The sequence below is a fragment of the Moraxella sp. Pampa genome (assembly GCF_035181385.1).
Taxonomy (GTDB): domain Bacteria; phylum Pseudomonadota; class Gammaproteobacteria; order Pseudomonadales; family Moraxellaceae; genus Moraxella.
Genome location: NZ_JAXCJK010000001.1, coordinates 533556 through 553048 on the forward strand (window position 1 = coordinate 533556; position 19493 = coordinate 553048).

A 19493-nucleotide genomic window follows, 5' to 3' on the forward strand; every position below is an offset into this window, starting at 1 on the left:
AAAAGTTGGGTAACAAAGTTGAGCAACAAAGAATAGGTAGCGTCATTAATACATCAAACATTAAAATGGCGTACCAATAAAAAAGTGTAGCTTGACAGAGTGCTTATCTTCTTTCACACCTGTAGCCACATCAACTCGGACTTGACCAACGGGCGACGCATAACGAATACCAAGCCCTGCCCCAATCTTGGTTTCATTGCTAAAATCCTTGTTGTAGGCATTACCCACATCAGCAAATGCAGCCACACGCAAACCATTCATCACCTCATAGTTGTACTCACCACTGACTACCGCAAGTGCTTGACCACCTGTCAAATAGCCTTTATTAGAAATGGGCGAAAGAGTTTCATAATTATAACCACGAATGCTTTGGTCGCCACCTGCAAAAAACCGCAATTTATAAGGCACAGCATTAAAATTATCCGCCCACAAATAACCCAGATTCAGACTGCCGATGACCTGATGTGCACGATTTTTGCCATAGGCATTATCACCAAAACTGTACACACCACCCAAACCCATACGAGCAATCGCCATGTTGGTGTCTGTAAGCAAACTTTTTGCACCTGCTTCTAATGAATAACTTTGGCGATAACCACGCATAGGATTGACAGGATTATCGGTAATGGTCTTACTGATGGCAAAACCTGCCAACAATGCCTTTTGGATTGGTTTACCATCAAGAAAATGCACTGGTAAATCTTTCCATGATTTTGTAGGTTCGCCTGTTTTTAGTCTATCTAAACGATAACGCAAAGAAAAACTTTTATTCCAACCAGACTGATTAATGATATTGCGACTTAGGCTCTGTTGTAGCGTGCGACTGCTCAGGTTAAATGTACCCTTTGCACCGCCAATCACCTCATCATCATAGCTTAAAGATGCACGCAGTTTATCATTGATAGGGTGGCTCATAGGTTTGGTGATTGACAGCCCAACCCCTTTTTTATCTTTAGATAGGCGAATGTCGGCATTTGCCTGATAGCCACTTTTATTAATCAGGTGATGCTCAAACTTGGTAATCAAGCGTGCGCCACTGTCCGAACCCCAGCCCAGACCAATTTGTGCATCTCTTGGTTTATCAGTCATGACAAAAACATACAGCGGTACTTTTTTATCAGCATATACCTCCTGTGGGGTTTTACGCCCTACCAAAGTCGGTATTTGTATGTCTTTGGCTGCATCAAATTCATCTTTTGATTCATCAGGCAAAATCATCTTCGCTACGCTACTCACCGCATCTGAGATACGCCCCAACACGCTTCGTGATTTTTTACGACTGTCAGTGATGAGTAGGCGGTCTTCTGGCATGTTATAAAGTCGCTCGGCCTTTTGGGTAACAAGTGCCAATTTATCTTGTATGACTTGTGATGCACTAAACTCAATCGGTGCAACCTCAGCAACCACCCCATCACCCAAATCCACCACCTGTTTGGTATCATCAGCCATACCATCATCATTTTCAAAAGCAATATCCTGAGTGCCCGCTTTATTATCTGGCAAAACAGTCTCGGTATTGACAGCATTAAAATAACCTGTGGCCAATAAATTACTGCTCAAATCACGCACCGCAACACGATTATAAGCATCACCCATCTCAAAAGTAACCAGTTTTTTAAGCAATTCGGATTTGACAGGAAGTTTATTAGGATCAGTGGTTAGCTGACCTGTTTTTTCATCAACAGTAAAAAACACCACATCATCAAAGGAATACTGTTCACCACTATCATAGACCAAACTGACATCAGCCACATTATCGGGCAAAATGACATCCGCCGAATTATTCAGCCATCTGCCATCAAAGTATCCTTGCTCAGCACTTGCGTCAACAATAGCAGACTTGACAGCTTCATAATTACCATGATGAAAAACATCATCTTGGGTGAGTTTTGCTTCTTTAACCGCCTTTTGATAGGCCGTATTATGTTTTCCATCGCCACGCACTTCCAAAGCCTGATTTGAGATACGCACAGGCTCGCCAATGTCGTTAATAATAATACCAACTTTGCCAGCATCTACTTTGACAATCTGAAAATCCACTTCATAATAACCAACCGCTCGTGCCGCTGTATCAACCGCTTGGCGTAAGCGTGGCAAAGCACTATTAAAATCCGACACGCTCTCAGCAGCCATATCTTCAAGCATGGCTTTGATATTAGCGATGGGTTCTTTTGTGAGTTCGCTACGGCTCATCTTGACAATTTTTCCATCAGCTTCGATATCCAAATCTATACCTTGGCTTTTACTGATTGGCGTCGCACCATCAGCATGATAAAATTCGGTCTCTAAACGCACCACCGCATCCACACCATCATTAAATAGCTTGTTGTATAGGCGTTTAATGGCATTTGGTTTTTTGATTTGCTCTTCTTGAATGACAGGCTCTATCAAATCACGATGCGATGATTTTTTGTATTTTGGAATACGATTGGTCAGGTCAGAACTTTCTTGGGCATTTTTGGTGATATTCTTTCCTTGAATATCATCTGGCGTTGGTAATTGTGCAACAGCATCAATGTCCAGCCCCACAGGTGGCCGTTTATCATCAAGGCGAGACACTAAAGACGCATCAGCGGAGTCTAAGATGAGTGGGTTTTCTTGAGTAGCATTGTGTAGGCGTGCTTCAATTTGTGCTGGTGTATAAAGTAAGACATCAGCAATCACTTGTGCTGATTGGGCAGTTTCCTCATCCAATAAAGCTTTTGGCTTACCGATGAGTTTGGCTTGGTGATCATCAGCTGTATTTGCCCATGCTTGCTGAGCCGAGCAAATGATTGCCGTTGATAATGCCGTGTACAAAAAGGATTTTTTTTGCCCTTGTCCACATTTGCTCTTGTTTGTTTTCGCCACACCCACCGCCATTTTAACAAACCTTTAAAAGATTAAAAAAATAATAAAACAACAAAATATTTTTTAAAAGAACTTAAAAAATAAACACAAATTAAAAATACCTGCTATTATAACAAATCAATTAGGATTAACAATCACTTATTATTGATTTTAGCCATGGCATCACAATTTTCCTTATTCAAACATCGCCGCTTTAACGCCATGTTTTTTACACAGTTTTTTGGTGCTTTTAATGATAATGTGTTCAAGCAAGCACTCATTCTCATTTTAACTTATGTTGCCGCCAGCAAGATGGGTATGAAAGTCAGCCTGCTGAACAATCTAGCAGCATTATTATTCATATTACCATATTTTTTATTTTCAGCATTGGCAGGACAAATCGCTGATAAATATGAAAAGACTGCCCTTACTCAGAGTGTCAAGCTCTTAGAAGTCATGATTATGTTGCTTGCTGGTGTGGGATTTTGGTTTGAAATTTATTGGTTGTTATTCGTTTCTTTGTTTTTAATGGGGGCGCAGTCTGCTTTTTTTGGACCGATTAAATATGCGTATTTGCCAGCAATGCTACAAAAAGATGAGCTGGTTGGTGCAAACGGACTGTTCCAAACAGGCACAAGTCTTGCCATATTAACAGGCATGATAACAGCAGGCATACTAACCCAGCTCAATGATTCCACGCTTTGGCTTATCATGACGACTTTGTTGATGGCAATTGCAGGCTATATTGCATCAAAATTCATGCCAAAAACACCAACAACCACCAAGAACCTGACGATAAACTATAATATTGTCAGCAGTAGCATTGACATCATCAAATATTTATACAGCTTACCCTTATTGTTTTTTGTCATCATCGGTAGCAGTTGGTTTTGGTTTTACGGTGCAACTTTTCTCACCCAAACGCCAGAATTTAGCAAAGTCATATTGCACGGCAACGAATCGGTGGTAATTTTATTACTCACACTTTTTTCTGTTGGCACGGCATTAGGCTCGCTGGTTTGTAAAACCTTGACCAAAAATCAAGTCGGTCTACGCTTATTGCCAATTGGCATCATTGGATTGAGTGTTTTTGCTATTGATTTGTATTTTTCGTTATCAGATATCTCTAACATTCCCACTAATACCATCTACGGTATTAACGAGCTTTTAACAGTTTCTGGCACTTGGCGTATATTTGCTGATTTATTTTTACTTGGTGTATTTGGTGGCGTATATATCGTACCAATGTATGCCTTTGTACAATCTTATGCACCCACGAGCCACCGCTCACGCATTATTGGTGCGAACAATATTTTTAATGCAATTTTTATGGTTGGGTCAGCGATTTTTTCTATTATTGTTTTAAGCGTGTTAAATCTTGGCCTGCCTATGCTATTTTTGATTTGTGGTGTGATGAATGCACTGTTTGGGATTTTTTTATATCAAAAACTTAAGCACCACAAAGACAGCATGATGCCAAGTGATGACAACGCCTCATCTGCCTATACCAAGTAAGTCAAGTAAGCTAAGTTACAGTTAGGTAATATTTAGCGACCAAACTCTTGTAAAATTTATCAACCTATTAAAGTAAATCTGTTATCATTGGAAAAATTTTGTCCAACTTTATCATTAAAACTTATGAGGAAAAATTCATGAACAAGCTTACCGCCTTAGCTTTAAGCCTAACCCTTTTAAATGTTGGCATTGCACACGCCACCTCCAAAGCCAACACTGGCACCACCGCTGTATTGGGCAAATCTCAAGCACCCAGCCCAATCATGCGTGGCGAAATTACCACCGCCATTGTCAATGAGGGTGCTGCCGACTTGCTTAGCACACCCATCAAAGGCCTACCAACGCCAAAAACACAGGTTAATAGCATCAAGCAAGTCCCAACGGTTCTAACTTTAGCCAACAAGTCAGGCAGCCTTGTGCTTGACACGACACTTATGGATGAGTTCATTACCATGGTATCGCCAAATGCACGCCATTATCCACCAAGTTTCCCAAATGCCACCGCTGAATATCTGGCCAAACAAAACATCAAACATCTATCAGATTGGATTGAGCCATATGCCAATGCTACCGATGCGTCATTTGAAGTTGTCTTGCGTGCTGCCAAGCTAAATGGTATTGCCCGCAATCTGAATGTTGGCAATGATTATTCCGTGCGTGCCTCTAAACACATGCAAAAAGCACTACGCTTACAACCAAGCCACGATGAGGCTAATTTTTTGCTTGGTATGATGCTAAGCGAGGCAGGCGGTTTTGCTGAAGGCAAGAAATACTTAGAAAAAGCAGCATCTTTAGGGTATACCGAGGCCGAGCAGAGTCTTGCTCAGGCTGACTTATTAAATGACAAAAAAAGTCTTGCTCTTAGTCGTCTAAAAAAACTACAAACACAACATCCATCTAATGCCCAAATATCAGAACAAATTCGCATTATTGAAGAAGGTGGCTATTACATCTGGCGTACCGACAACAAACCCTTAAACATCAAACCTGTACAACCAGTAATCAATCCATGATATTAAATCGGCAATATTGATGAATAAATCCGTCTTGGCACACCATGGCTAAGACGGATTTACTTAACTTAATTTTTATTTTAAAGTTATTAAAGTTTTAAACCAATCTTTATCTTTATCCCATAAAAATAAGAAAAGCCCTAAAATTGGGCTTTTCTTATTTACTGACTATCTTTGTCTAAGATTATTCATCATCTTCATCAGCGACTGGTGCATCTTCTGACAAAATGGTTACCAAAATTTCTGCTGAAATATCATGGTGAAGTTGAATGGTAACCTTGTACTCACCTACTTGACGGAAAGGACCATCTGGTAATTTAACTTCAACACGGTCAACTTCAAGGCCAGACTTCGTCAGTGCATCAGCAATATCACGAGTACCGATAGAACCAAATAGCTTGCCTTCATCACCAGATTTGGCACGCATGATGACATTGACATCAGCCAAGGCATCGGCACGCTTTTGAGCTTCTGCCAATTCTTGAGCTTCAACAGCTTCTAGCTCAGCACGACGAGCTTCAAACTTAGCAATATTCGCTTCATTTGCTGGTAGTGCTTTGCCTTGTGGGATTAGGTAGTTACGACCATAACCTGCCTTTACATCAACTGTCTCACCAAGTTTACCAAGATTAACGACACGCTGTAATAGAATAACTTGCATGATTTATCTCCGTTAATTACTTGTGGTTGTCGGTATATGGCAATAGTGCCAAATAACGAGCTTGTTTGATGGCAACTGCCAATTGACGCTGATATTTATTAGAAGTACCAGTGATGCGGCTAGGAACAATCTTGCCATTTTCACTGATATATTGTTTTAGCAATTCTACATCTTTATAATCGATATGTGTGATGCCTTCAGCGGTAAAACGACAGAACTTACGACGACGATAGAAACGAGCCATTTAGCTTCTCCTTATAATTATTCGCTGTCAGCAACAACATTCTCACTGTCAGCAGTGCGAACATCGTTACGACGGTTAGCTTTACGAGCACGCTTATCTTCAGCTTCTTTCGCCAGTGGCGATTGTTCTGTGATGGCGTTCTCACGGCGGATAACTAAGCTACGAATGATGGCATCGTTGTACTTAAACAACTCTTCTAGCTGAGCCAGTGTTGTTTCATTACATTCAATGTTCAAAAGTACATAGTGTGCTTTGTGGATTTTATTGATTGGATACGCCAATTGACGACGACCCCAATCTTCTAAACGATGGTTTGCACCGCCGTTCTCTTCAACGATAGAACGGTATTTTGTTACCATGTCGGCAACTTGGTTGCTTTGATCTGGATGTACCAGTAGCACCACTTCATAATGTCTCATAAGGACTCCCTACGGATTAAAACAGCCGCCATCAGTAATGTTAATGACAGCAAGGAGATGTAATTTTTAAGATTTTTAAAAATTACAAGGCGAAAATTATACAGGATCAATTTAAAAAAATCAAGCCTAGAATCAGAATCACTAAAATAAAATGACAACTCAAAAAAACACAAAGCCCAGCACATGGTCAATCAGACCAAAATAAGCCAACCGAAAGTCAAAAGTAATTTTAAAATTAATTTTATCAGCTCATCACTTGGGTTTGATCTTTTGCCAATCGGAGTTTTTCCTCTTGAATATGGAGCATCTCTTCGGTTTTGGCTGTTGTGCCTTCAATGACACTTTGAAGCATTTGCCAAATCGCACCAATCACCAAAAACACCACAAAAGTCGCCAAAATCGGTAAAGCATTTAATGCCATATCCGTAAAATTTCCCATCAACAGTGAATGAAAAACACTGATCATCGCAGGTGCGATAGAGCCAGAATCATCAAAAGTATTTGCTGGGGCAAATAATAAAGACGCCAAAAATATCCAGCTGATACCGCAGATTGAACGCGGTAAAATTCGTATGACCAAAAACCATAACAACAAAACAAGCACAGACGCAATCACATACACCACAAGTGGTAAGTACTCATCAGGCACACCAGAAACAAGCTTTGACCACCAAACAATCAAGCTTGCCAAATTTTCACTGATGGCATCTAAAGGCAGGTTTTTAATCCATTCCATAATGTATCGGTTTTAGCAAAATGAATATATTCTAGCACACATTGGCAATATTATTAAAATTATTAAAATTTATTAGCCATTGGCAGCAACATCAATCGTATTTTTTGTCCTGCAATGCTTTGGCTTTTGCCATTGCCTGTGCTGCCAAAATATCAGCAGGCGGTGCTTGTACATAATAACCCTGTGTCGCCAATTTGGCTTTAACTTCATGAATATCCACTCTGGCCAATTTCTCACGAGCATTTAAATCTAAGTGCATGACAAACGACCCAAGTCCTAGTTTTTGGCGAATCTCAGATGGTAAAATACCAAGCCAATCACGTAGCTCATCAATGTCATTAGGATAATTTGGGCGGGCAATATATACATACCAACCATCGTTTTTTGCAAATTTATAAACATCACAATGCATAGTAAAGCTCTTTTTGTCAGATTTTGTATTGGTTTTTTATTTTAAGAACATTTTAAAGCATTTTTAAAAAAAATAAAAATTTTACTTGTAAATTTGCAAAATATTTTTCATAATAGAGTTGCCTGATTTTTTTAGGAGAGCGTGATTTTTAATCACCACCGAAGGCGTAAACACCCTATAATCGCTCAGGTAAACGGACTGAAAAAACAAGTTTACATTACATATTACAATACTACACTTAACTACACTTAGGTAAGTGAGTAATTAGTATGACAAACAAGGCAATTCTGGAGAGCGGTACATTCTACCCACCGAAGGGAAAAAGGTGTTTTTGTTTTTAGTAAACCTACTCAAACACTGAAAATCTCAGGTAAATGGACAGAAAGGGGCAAATGATGGGTTTTTCCGTCACAACTTTTTTTGCCTAAGGAAATCTTATGTCCACCCTTCAACGCACCCCCTTATTTGATGCTCATGTCCGCCACAATGGCAAACTCGTTGATTTTGGCGGTTGGGAATTACCTGTTAATTATGGTTCACAAATAGCCGAACACGAAGCTGTTCGTAACGACGCAGGTTTATTTGATGTGTCGCATATGCTTGTTACTGATGTGGCTGGCGACAACGCAAAAGCTTTTTTTCAAAAACTCATCGCCAACGATGTTGCCAAACTAGGTTTTGTCGGTAAAGCATTGTATTCTGGTATGCTAAACGACAACGGTGGCGTGATCGATGACCTGATTGTCTATCGCATGAATGAACATGAGACCGCTTATCGCATTGTCTCAAATGGTGCAACTCGTGAAAAAGACCTTGCTCAATTTAACAAAATTGCTGTAGAATTTGGTGTAAGCATTAACCCACGCTACGAATTTGCCATACTTGCTGTACAAGGCCCAAAAGCCATAGAAAAACTCTGCACCATCTTAACTGACGACAAAGACAAAATTACCGCCTTAAAACCTTTTGTTGGTGTGGACTTAGGCAATGATTGGTTTGTCGCACGCACAGGCTATACCGGCGAGGACGGTGTAGAGGTCATACTACCAAAAGATAAAGCCGATCAATTTTTTGACAAGCTTGTCGATGCTGGCATAAAACCCTGCGGACTTGGGGCAAGAGACACATTGCGTATGGAAGCGGGCATGAATCTTTATGGCAATGACATGACCGATGATGTCAGCCCACTAGAAGCAGGCATGGGCTGGACAGTGGATTTAAAGGATGAGAATCGTGAATTCGTTGGAAAAACCGCCCTCATTAATCTAAAAAACAGTGGTGTTAAAAACAAACAAGTTGGTCTATTGCTGGAAACCAAAGGCGTCATGCGTGCAGGCATGGAAGTAGTTACAGATAAAGGCAACGGCATTACCACGAGCGGTGTTTTTTCTCCAAGTCTCAATCAGTCTATCGCCATTGCTCGTGTACCTACTGATTTTACAGGCAACACAGCAAAGGTCATCATGCGTGGCAAAGAAGTTGATGTACGAGTATTGAAATTACCTTTTGTACGACATGGTAAAAAGCAGTTTGATTGATGATTGATACATGTTTACAATGCCTTTAAATGCAAAGTACGCAGTTCCATGAATTTTCAAGAAGTTTATATGCATCATATGTTTCGCTCCTCTTTGCTAGCAATGTTTATCTTTGGTTTGACCGCCTGCGATGCCAAAGACACTTGTTTAGATTATGGTGGCTCGTATAATGAAGCCACCAAAGAATGTGAAAAGTAAAACACCAATACTTGTCTACACATTTAAATATTTACACACATTTATTTTTATTTACGGCTATTGATTTTATGCAATCAATAGCCGTAAATAAAACAAATAATTTTTAACCCCAACCCAAAAAGCTAGGAGTTTTTATGAGTAATATCCCCGCCGACCTAAAATATGTCGCCAGCCATGAATGGCTAAAACTAGAAGCTGATGGCACAATCACCGTTGGCATCACTGATCACGCCCAAGATTTACTTGGCGATGTGGTGTTTGTAGAGTTGCCAGAAGTAGATGCAGAAGTTGAAGCCGACCAAGAAATCGCTGTTGTTGAGTCAGTCAAAGCGGCAAGTGATGTCTACGCCCCCATCGCAGGCACAATCATTGAGATTAACGAAGAGTTGGTAGATGCTCCAGAGCTTGCTAACGAAGACCCATACGGCAAAGCATGGTTCTTTAAAATCAAACCTGCCAACCCAAGCGACTATGACAGTCTAATGAGTGCCGACGAATACGAAGAAAGTCTATAATTCAATAAAACAAGCGTAAGTTTTAATAATTTACGCTTGTTTTTGGTTATCTTAGGCTAAATAAAAACTAATTTTAGCCCAAAGCACATAGCATACCGCACACCAATGATTCAAGATTGTTTTAGTTGAATATGGTGTGTGGTCCATACATTACTAACTTAGATTTAATTTAAAATCTTATTGCAAAAATAGTATTTTCAATTAAATTTAACCCAACCTTAAATCAAGGATTATTTATGTCATTTAATAATTTTTCCGACCTATTTTACGAAAACGCTTTTGTTCATCGTCATCTGGGCAATGACAAAACCGCACAAGATAAATTGCTTGCAACCGTTGGTGCAAAAGACCTAGATAGCTTTGTAGACAGTGTCGTCCCCCAATCGGTACGCTTAAATAAAGAGCTTGATTTACCCCCTGCAATGAGCGAGCATAATGCCCTTGCCAAACTGCGTGCCATGGCGGACAAAATCACCGTTGCCAAAAGTTATATCGGACAAGGTTACTCGCCTGCCAGATTGCCTGCGGTGATTCAAAGAAATGTACTAGAAAACCCTGGCTGGTATACTGCCTACACGCCCTATCAAGCCGAGATTGCCCAAGGTCGCCTAGAAGCCTTGTTAAATTTCCAACAAGTATGTGTCGATTTGACAGGCATGGACCTAGCAGGAGCAAGTTTGCTAGATGAAGCCACAGCAGCAGCTGAGGCAATGGCAATGGCAAAACGATGCAGTAAATCAAAATCCAATCTGTTTTTCGTGGACGAACGCACCTATCCTCAAACTCTCGATGTCATCAAAACCCGTGCCAAATATTTTGGCTTTGAGGTGGTGGTGGGCAACTTTGAAACCGCCAAAAATGGTGAATTCTTTGGTGCATATTTTCAATACATCGGTAAAGATGGTGATGTTATTGATCTGACCGATGCCATCACAGCTGTCAAGGATAAGGGAGCTTATGGGATTGTGGCTGCCGACATCATGAGTCTTGTATTACTTAAAAGCCCTGCCAGTATGGGGGCAGACATTGCTTTGGGTAGCACCCAAAGATTTGGTATCCCTATGGGCTTTGGCGGTCCACACGCTGCCTACTTTGCTTTTAAAGATAAAGACAAACGCTCTGCTCCTGGCCGTATCATTGGTGTATCAAAAGATGCACAAGGCAACATTGCTTTACGCATGGCACTACAAACTCGTGAACAGCACATTCGCCGTGAAAAAGCCAACTCAAACATTTGTACAAGCCAAGTATTGCTGGCAAACCTAGCTGGTATGTATGCAGTTTATCACGGCCCTGTTGGCTTAAAACGCATTGCAACTCGCATTCATGCCTTGGCAGTGGCGTTTTATCATGCCGTTAAAAATGACCATCAAACCATCAGCAATGTCTTTTTTGATACTATTACCATCAAAACAGACAAAGCCCAAGAACTGGTAAAAGCGGCTAAGGACAAAGGTTACAACCTTTTTCACAAAGACGAATTGGTAGGCGTATCATTCCATGAATTATCGGATGAGCGTGATTTTAATGAGCTTTGCGAAATTTTTGGTGTCAGCGGCCAATTGACAGTAGCAAGCGTTCTACAAGATCATCTGCGTCATGATGCCATTTTAACACATCCTACTTTTAATTCTTATCATACCGAACACCAAATGCTTCGCTATCTAAAATCATTAGAAGACAAGGATTTGGCAATGAATCGCTCTATGATTTCATTAGGTTCTTGTACAATGAAGCTAAACGCAACCAGTGAAATGCTGCCGATTACTTGGAATGAATTTGCCAATGTACACCCATTTGCCCCTGCTGAAGACACGGTAGGTTATGTTGAAATGATTGCCAGTTTACAAGAACAATTAAAGGCAATCACAGGATTTGATGAAATTTCCATGCAGCCCAACTCTGGGGCATCTGGTGAATATGCAGGGCTATTGGCCATTCGTCGCTACCATGAAAGTCTAGGGCAAAATGATAGAACCGTTTGTCTGATTCCTCGCTCAGCACATGGCACAAACCCTGCCACTGCCCAAATGATGGGTATGCAAGTTGTTGTTGTGGCAACCGACGACAACGGCAATGTGGACTTTGCAGATTTAACCGCCAAATGCGAACAACATTCAGACAAATTGGGCGCATTGATGATTACCTACCCCTCTACACATGGTGTATTTGAAGAAGGCATTCGTGATATTTGTGATTTGATTCATCAGCACGGTGGGCAAGTATATATGGACGGTGCCAACATGAATGCACAGGTTGGTATCATGCAACCTGCTGATGTTGGTGCAGATGTACTGCACATGAACCTACATAAAACTTTCTGTATTCCACATGGTGGCGGTGGCCCTGGTATGGGTCCTATTGGCATGAAATCACACTTGGCACCATTCATCGCAAGCCATTCGGTCAATCCTGTCTTTAATGCCCAAAACGCTCATTCTGCGGTATCAGCGGCCCCATATGGCTCTGCAAGCATTTTGCCAATCTCATGGATGTACATTACTATGATGGGGCATGATGGGCTACTATCTGCAACCAAGCAAGCACTCTTAAATGCCAATTATATCGCAACAAGTCTCAAAGACGACTACCCTGTACTATATACAGGTAAAAATGGTCGGGTGGCTCACGAGTGCATCATTGACATTCGCCCACTAAAAGAAGAGACGGGCATTACCGAGACCGACATTGCCAAACGCCTAATGGATTATGGTTTTCATGCTCCAACAATGAGTTTCCCTGTTGCTGGCACGCTTATGATTGAACCAACCGAGTCTGAAAGCATTGATGAGCTTGATCGCTTCATTGACGCATTAAAGCAAATCAAGCAAGAGGCACTAAAAGTTAAGGCAGGAACTGATGGTTGGACGGCTACTAATAACCCACTGGTGAATGCTCCACACACCCAAAATGTGATTGTAGGCGACTGGGACAGACCGTATGGTCGTGAAGTGGCAGCATTTCCATTACCATACATCAAGGCTCACAAATTCTGGCCAAGCGTGGGGCGTGTTGATGATGTGTATGGAGATAAAAATTTGATTTGCTCCTGCCCTAGCATTGACAACTACGAAGATTGATTTGTCATAATAATCCAAACCAAACAACAAAAGCATCAATACCACCACACCTTTAAATGGCTAAATGGTACTGATGCTTTTTTGGTCTATCCGACAAACCGCCCCACCATTGATGGCCTTAACTTAGCATCAACAATCAATAAAATTGCCACGCTTGCCAATCATCACTTGCATAAGCAATTGTCATGACATGATGATCAAGAGCAATGCACTCAAAGCGATAACAACCAATTTTTTTGTGATGAACCACACCCTGATTATTATTGGTAAATTTAGCATTAAGTTCATTCAAATTTAGCCGAATCCCCAGTCCGTTAGCTTTTAACACCGCTTCTTTTATCGTCCAAATCTTAAACCAAAGCTCACGGCCACACCCTCTTTCTTGCCAAAGTGCGTACTCATCTGCATGAAAAAATCGCTCAGCGAGTCGCTTGGCATTTACCACTCTATTTACACATTCAATGTCCACACCGATTTCATGCACATCAAGAGATAAAACAAGAGCGTAATTATCATCATCATGAGATTGGTTGAATACCAAATGGCTATTGACAACAACAGGCTTGCCATTCATTTGTTGATCATAAACAGGCATAAGCAAGTCATTGTTAATAGCAAATTGACTTAATATCTGATGCCGATATTGATAAATATCTGATTTTAATTGGATTTTATCATTCAGATTTTTGGCATTATTTGCAATATTGACCAACTTCTCAAAGTGGACATACATCATACTCTATTTTTCCAAAACCATTTCTCAACGCACACAATTTACCACAAAAGTCGCTGTAAAAATTACTGCAAAGCCCAATAAATTTCAAGAAATTTATTTTAATTTTTGATTTTACCAATTTTCAAAACATATTTTCACCCATCAGCCATGTTATAATAACCGTGTCATCACATTTGTTATTCAATTTAGTCTGCCATGCCCATCACAAAACCCACACCAACATCTGGTAAAAAATCAAAACTTAAAATCACAAAAACAGCCGATACACCGCCATCTCGTTCGATGAACCGTGACAATCGTTTAAAATTTTTTGAAAAATTAAGCCAGCACATCAAAGAGCCTGTTACTGAATTAAACTATTCTAATGAGTTTGAATTATTAATTGCTGTCATGCTGTCTGCCCAAGCCACCGACAAAAGCGTAAATATTGCAACTGCTAAACTTTTTCCAATAGCAAACACCCCACAGGCAATATTAAATTTGGGTTTGGACGGTTTAAAATCTTACATCAACTCTATTGGACTGTACAATTCAAAAGCAAGCAATGTCATTAAGACCTGTCAAGATTTAATTGAAAAGCATCATGGGCAAGTACCGTGTACACGAGCAGAACTTGAAGCACTGGCAGGTGTTGGACGAAAAACCGCCAATGTTGTACTCAATACAGCGTTTGGTGAACCTGTCATGGCAGTTGATACGCATATTTTTCGGGTTGGTAATCGCACAGGACTGGCGACTGGCAAAACTGTACTGGCGGTAGAAAATGCCCTAATGAAACGCATTCCAACACAATATCTTGTAGATGCTCATCATTATTTAATCTTGCATGGTCGCTATACCTGTATGGCCAGAAGCCCAAAATGTGGTTCATGTGTTGTATTTCATGAATGTATGTTTAAAGATAAACACAAGTGGGCAGAATCATAAAACCAATCATTTTCACCAACATTCAAAAACATCTGATCAGTTCTGATAAATTTTACCATACTGATGATTATGATTAAAAAAATCGGACGCTTTATTGCTGTCCGATTTTTTTTAAGACATACAATTAATTACTTAATCATCTGTCTTTTTAAGTGCAGGTGGACCTGGCAGTAGATGCTCATCAACCATTTCGTTGGCACTGTTATGCTCAGCAGACTCTTCGGTGATATACCATTGACCATTACGATACAAGGTCAAACGGTCTCTACCCAATCCACGAATCAAACAATACATCATCACAAAGATGACAAAAGCAAATGGCAAGCCTGCGACAATTGCCGCTGCCTGTAGAGCAGCAAGCCCTCCTGCTGCCATTAAGATGGCCGCAATCACACCTTCTGAACTTACCCAAAATAAGCGTTGAATTTTAGGTGGATTGGTGTTGCCACCAGCAGTAAGCATATCCACCACTAAGCTGGCCGAATCTGCCGATGTGACAAACCATAGCACAATCATCACCAAAATCACCACTACCAAACCTTGTGTCATTGGATAATATTCAATAAACTTAAAAATGGCACTGCCTGAGTCATTTAATACCGCTGTAGATAAGCCATAATCACCTGCAAGCTCCATATGAATTGCCACACCACCAAAAGTTGTAAACCATAAAAATAGCAACAACATCGGTACGAATAATACACCAAAAATAAACTCACGAATTGTACGACCACGAGAAATGCGAGCAATAAAAATACCCACAAATGGCGACCAACTTACCCACCAAGCCCAATAAAAAATTGTCCACGATGCCTGCCAATCAGTATCCATATACGCTTCATTCCAAAGACCTAGCGTAATCAAATCACCTGCATAATGACCAATATTTTCAACAAAACTGTCTAAAATAAACTGCGTTGGACCAGCAATTATCATAAAAGCCAGTATGATGAGCGTGCCAATAATGGTAATATCACTCAGGCGTTTTACCCCTTTATCCAGCCCTGCCATGACCGAAAATCCTGCACACGCTGTAATTGCTGCAATCAACGCAACCTTAAACACCAAACTTGGCTGAATGCCAAACATCTGCCCAAGCCCTGTTTCAAGCTGCATCACACCCAGACCCAGACTCGTTACCACACCAAACATTGTGCCAAATACCGCCAAAATATCTACCGCATGACCCCACTTACCATAAATATTTTTACCGATGATGGGAAACAACACCGAACGAATGGACAATGGCAGACCACGGCGATAATGAAAATACGCCAAAGCCAGTGCCACCACTGCGTATACCGCCCACGCATGTAGCCCCCAGTGCAAAAATGATAATTGCATGGCTTGCTTAGCACTTTCAATCGTACCTGACTCACCAAGCGGTGGTTTGATAAAGTGATATAATGGCTCGGCCGTTCCCCAATAAAGCAAGCCAATACCAATACCTGCTGAAAATAACATACCAATCCAAGAACCAAAACTGTACTCTGGCGTCTCGGTCTGTGCACCCAGACGAATGTCACCATAACGACTTAGTGCCACATACAAGCAAAACACAAGAGCGACATTCATCAAAACAATGAACATAAATCCAAAATGTCTGGTGATCAAAGCTTGCAAATCGCCAAATAGTTGCCCTGCAAATTCGCTAAATAACGAACCAAATATCATAAAAATGACAATCAGCATCATTGAGGTGATAAAAACAGGACGGCTGACCTTCGGAAATACCAAAAATCTTTCAATCGCAAGACCTTCATTCATCAAAGCCTCATCTCGTTGCAACTGCCTATCTTCAGCAGAAGACTTTGGCTTATTTTTATTTTTCATACATACTCCTATTGTTTGGTTTTAGACATCCATTTAAAGTACTTAAATTAAAACACTAAGATTTAAAACGATTTAAAACAAAGAATAAACTTACCAATTTAAATATTTAAAGAGACGCCATTAATTTGAAATTAAAATAAATTTTCAATAAATAATCATGAAAAAATTATAAAATTAGCGAAAGCAATCTTAACAAAATCAGTGGTTTTTTGCAAACTCAAAGCAATAAGAACAAAAAATATTTTGGCGTATTTGTTATTTAAGTATTTGTATTTATTATTTTTTTTAATTAGTTGTGATTTTGTAAAACTTAAATATATCAAAATATACATAAGTTAATATATACCAAAAAATGATGCTAGAATTTTAAACAAATTTTTTTAATTCATTAATTATTACAATAAATAAAAGTTCCGCCTATCAAGCTGTTATTGACCATCATGCCATCTGGTTTTGATTTTCTCTTAACTCATAAACACGCTGTTTAGGAAGCTCTTAGAGGCAACCACCAATACAATAAATACATCAATACATCATAAAGTTTTCAACATACAAAGAAAAATTTCATGTAACTTTGTGCATTAATGATGATACAATAATCAATATCAAAATATGCCAAAATAAACCAAATATTGATTTCACCCAAATCATTTGATCAAAAAAAGACAGCCGTCGCTCTTTCTTATTTTGTATCATCGTACCAAGATTTTGTATCAAAATTTTATTAATAAAAATAGGAATGCTTATGCCAAAATACCGTTCAAAAACTTCTACATCTGGTCGCAATATGGCAGGGGCAAGAGCCTTGTGGCGTGCCACAGGCATGACCGATAGTGATTTTGACAAGCCCATTATCGCCATCGCTAACTCGTTTACCCAGTTTGTACCAGGTCATGTACATCTCAAAGATTTGGGGCAACTGGTCGCACGAGAGATTGAAAAAGCAGGCGGTGTTGCCAAAGAATTTAACACCATTGCTGTGGATGACGGTATTGCAATGGGGCATAGCGGTATGCTGTATAGCTTGCCTAGCCGTGATTTGATTGCTGACAGTGTGGAATATATGGTCAATGCCCATTGTGCCGATGCTTTGGTGTGTATCTCTAACTGCGACAAAATCACCCCTGGTATGTTAATGGCAAGCCTACGGCTGAATATCCCCACGATTTTTGTTTCAGGTGGTCCTATGGAGGCAGGCAAGGTGCTGGCGGTGCTAGACGGTAACGAAAACGCTACACACGAAACGGTCATAGGCGATGACGGCAAAAGGGTGCGTAAACTTGACCTTGTGGATGCGATGATTGACGCTGGCAATGCGTTGATTGATGATGAGATGGTGGCGAATATTGAGCGGTCGGCTTGCCCCACTTGTGGGTCGTGTTCTGGCATGTTTACCGCCAATTCTATGAACTGTTTGACCGAAGCATTGGGCTTGTCTTTGGCAGGCAACGGCTCGCTTTTGGCGACACACGCCTTGCGTAAAGAGCTGTTTTTGACCGCAGGTCGCACGATTGTTGAGCTTGCCAAACGCTATTATGAAAAAGGCGATGACAGCGTGTTGCCAAGAAATATCGCCACCAAATCCGCCTTTTGTAACGCAATGAGCCTTGATATTGCTATGGGGGGCAGTACCAATACGATTTTGCACCTTTTGGCGGCAGCATTTGAAGCAGGCGTGGATTTTAAAATGGCAGACATTGACCGCTTATCACGCCAAGTGCCTTGCTTGTGCAAAGTTGCCCCTGCCACCCAAAAATACCATATGGAAGATGTCCACCGTGCAGGGGGGGTGATGGGGATTTTGGCAGAGCTTGACCGAGCAGGGCTGATTGATACAAGCACCCCTACCGTGCATTCGCCCACCTTAAAGGACGCTTTGAACAAATGGGACATTATGAACGCCGATAATATGGACGCAAGAAGTTTGTACATCGCCGCCCCTGCTGGCGTGCGGACGACACAGGCATTTAGCCAAAACAAAGTGTGGAGCAATCTTGATGTCAATCGTGAGTCTGGCTGTATTCGCAGTCAAGAACACGCCTATTCCCAAGACGGTGGTTTGGCGGTACTCTTTGGCAATATTGCCGAGCGAGGGTGCGTGGTCAAGACCGCAGGCGTGGACGAGAGCATTTGGCAATTTACAGGGCGAGCAAGGGTCTTTGAAAGTCAAGACAGTGCGGTGGAGGCGATTTTGGGCGACCAAATTGTCGCAGGCGATGTGGTGGTTATCCGCTATGAGGGTCCAAAAGGCGGGCCGGGTATGCAAGAGATGCTCTATCCGACAAGCTATCTAAAATCAAAGGGGCTGGGCAAGGCGTGTGCCTTACTCACAGACGGACGGTTTAGCGGTGGCACATCAGGGCTGTCTATCGGACACGCAAGCCCAGAGGCGGCAGAGGGCGGTAATATTGCCCTGATAGAAGAGTTTGATACCATTGTGATTGATATTCCGAGTCGTTGTATTCATTTGGATATTAGCGATGATGAATTAACCAAACGCCGTGAAAAACAGCTTACAAGGGGCAAAATGGCATTTAAACCTATCAGCCGTGAACGCTATGTCTCACAAGCCTTGCGAGCTTATGCAGCACTGACCACCAGTGCCGACACAGGGGCGGTGCGAGATGTGGGGCAGGTGGAGTAGTGTGATTTTGCGTTTTTAACAAAAAGCCAATCTTAACTCTTAAGATTGGCTTTTTGTTAAGTTAGGTGGGATATCAACTGAATAAAAAAAAGGGTAACACTTAGACGCATCAGTTCATTTTTGACAACATCAAAACAAAAAAACCACATAAAATCATTAAGCTATTTATTTGCCATTACACAAATCTTGTTTA

Annotated in this window: 16 protein-coding genes and 2 riboswitches; of the genes, 8 read left to right on the forward strand and 8 right to left on the reverse strand. The window is 40.9% G+C overall.

Annotated features, from left to right (window positions below):
* Positions 1-60 precede the first annotated feature (60 nt).
* Positions 61-2850, reverse strand: a complete 2790-nt coding sequence (locus R0123_RS02585) for an autotransporter assembly complex protein TamA (protein WP_323843004.1) — start codon at positions 2848-2850, stop codon at positions 61-63.
* Between the two features lie 156 nt (positions 2851-3006).
* On the opposite strand from R0123_RS02585, the gene R0123_RS02590 reads away from it, so the two are divergent.
* Entirely contained in the window at positions 3007-4344 is a 1338-nt protein-coding gene (locus tag R0123_RS02590; protein ID WP_323843005.1) for an MFS transporter, read from the forward strand.
* A 137-nt stretch (positions 4345-4481) separates the two neighbouring features.
* A complete protein-coding gene (locus R0123_RS02595) occupies positions 4482-5357 on the forward strand; it encodes a hypothetical protein (RefSeq protein ID WP_323843006.1) in 876 nt (291 codons plus the stop codon).
* Positions 5358-5541: 184 nt separating this feature from the next.
* Here the strand turns inward: R0123_RS02595 and rplI are convergent, their stop codons facing one another.
* The 5 genes from rplI to R0123_RS02620 all read right to left on the reverse strand — a co-directional run bounded on the left by rplI (position 5542) and on the right by R0123_RS02620 (position 7829).
* Entirely contained in the window at positions 5542-6018 is a 477-nt protein-coding gene (gene rplI / locus R0123_RS02600) for a 50S ribosomal protein L9 (RefSeq protein ID WP_323842174.1), read from the reverse strand.
* 16 nt (positions 6019-6034) lie between these two features.
* Positions 6035-6262: a 30S ribosomal protein S18 gene (rpsR, locus tag R0123_RS02605; protein WP_049235696.1), complete on the reverse strand. Its 228-nt coding sequence runs from the start codon at positions 6260-6262 to the stop codon at positions 6035-6037.
* 17 nt (positions 6263-6279) lie between these two features.
* On the reverse strand, positions 6280-6681 hold the full coding sequence (gene rpsF, locus R0123_RS02610) for a 30S ribosomal protein S6 (RefSeq protein WP_323842175.1): 402 nt from the start codon (positions 6679-6681) through the stop codon (positions 6280-6282).
* A gap of 244 nt (positions 6682-6925) precedes the next feature.
* On the reverse strand, positions 6926-7417 hold the full coding sequence (locus R0123_RS02615; protein ID WP_323843007.1) for a hypothetical protein: 492 nt from the start codon (positions 7415-7417) through the stop codon (positions 6926-6928).
* Positions 7418-7508: 91 nt separating this feature from the next.
* Positions 7509-7829: a YcgL domain-containing protein gene (locus tag R0123_RS02620; RefSeq protein ID WP_323842177.1), complete on the reverse strand. Its 321-nt coding sequence runs from the start codon at positions 7827-7829 to the stop codon at positions 7509-7511.
* Between the two features lie 122 nt (positions 7830-7951).
* A riboswitch (glycine riboswitch) is annotated at positions 7952-8040 on the forward strand.
* A gap of 66 nt (positions 8041-8106) precedes the next feature.
* A riboswitch (glycine riboswitch) is annotated at positions 8107-8221 on the forward strand.
* 45 nt (positions 8222-8266) lie between these two features.
* On the opposite strand from R0123_RS02620, the gene gcvT reads away from it, so the two are divergent.
* The 4 genes from gcvT (at position 8267) to gcvP (ending at position 13160) form a co-directional block, all read left to right on the forward strand.
* Entirely contained in the window at positions 8267-9367 is a 1101-nt protein-coding gene (gene gcvT, locus R0123_RS02625) for a glycine cleavage system aminomethyltransferase GcvT (RefSeq protein WP_323843008.1), read from the forward strand.
* Positions 9368-9415: 48 nt separating this feature from the next.
* Positions 9416-9565 carry a hypothetical protein gene (locus R0123_RS02630; protein ID WP_323843009.1) on the forward strand — a complete coding sequence of 50 codons (150 nt, stop codon included), beginning with the start codon at positions 9416-9418 and terminating at the stop codon, positions 9563-9565.
* 134 nt (positions 9566-9699) lie between these two features.
* The gene (gene gcvH, locus R0123_RS02635; protein ID WP_323842180.1) at positions 9700-10080 is read left to right on the forward strand and encodes a glycine cleavage system protein GcvH; all 381 of its coding nucleotides are present in this window, start codon (positions 9700-9702) and stop codon (positions 10078-10080) included.
* A 236-nt stretch (positions 10081-10316) separates the two neighbouring features.
* Positions 10317-13160 carry an aminomethyl-transferring glycine dehydrogenase gene (gene gcvP, locus R0123_RS02640; RefSeq protein ID WP_323843010.1) on the forward strand — a complete coding sequence of 948 codons (2844 nt, stop codon included), beginning with the start codon at positions 10317-10319 and terminating at the stop codon, positions 13158-13160.
* 136 nt (positions 13161-13296) lie between these two features.
* Here the strand turns inward: gcvP and R0123_RS02645 are convergent, their stop codons facing one another.
* Entirely contained in the window at positions 13297-13896 is a 600-nt protein-coding gene (locus tag R0123_RS02645) for a 4'-phosphopantetheinyl transferase family protein (protein WP_323842182.1), read from the reverse strand.
* Positions 13897-14178: 282 nt separating this feature from the next.
* Between R0123_RS02645 and nth the strand changes: the two genes are divergently transcribed.
* Positions 14179-14823 (forward strand): endonuclease III, encoded by a 645-nt coding sequence (gene nth / locus R0123_RS02650; RefSeq protein WP_323842219.1) that lies wholly within the window; start codon positions 14179-14181, stop codon positions 14821-14823.
* Between the two features lie 132 nt (positions 14824-14955).
* On the opposite strand, the gene R0123_RS02655 is transcribed toward nth, so the two are convergent.
* The gene (locus R0123_RS02655; RefSeq protein ID WP_323843234.1) at positions 14956-16590 is read right to left on the reverse strand and encodes a BCCT family transporter; all 1635 of its coding nucleotides are present in this window, start codon (positions 16588-16590) and stop codon (positions 14956-14958) included.
* A gap of 811 nt (positions 16591-17401) precedes the next feature.
* On the opposite strand from R0123_RS02655, the gene ilvD reads away from it, so the two are divergent.
* On the forward strand, positions 17402-19300 hold the full coding sequence (ilvD, locus tag R0123_RS02660) for a dihydroxy-acid dehydratase (protein ID WP_323843011.1): 1899 nt from the start codon (positions 17402-17404) through the stop codon (positions 19298-19300).
* The last annotated feature ends 193 nt before the right edge of the window (positions 19301-19493 follow it).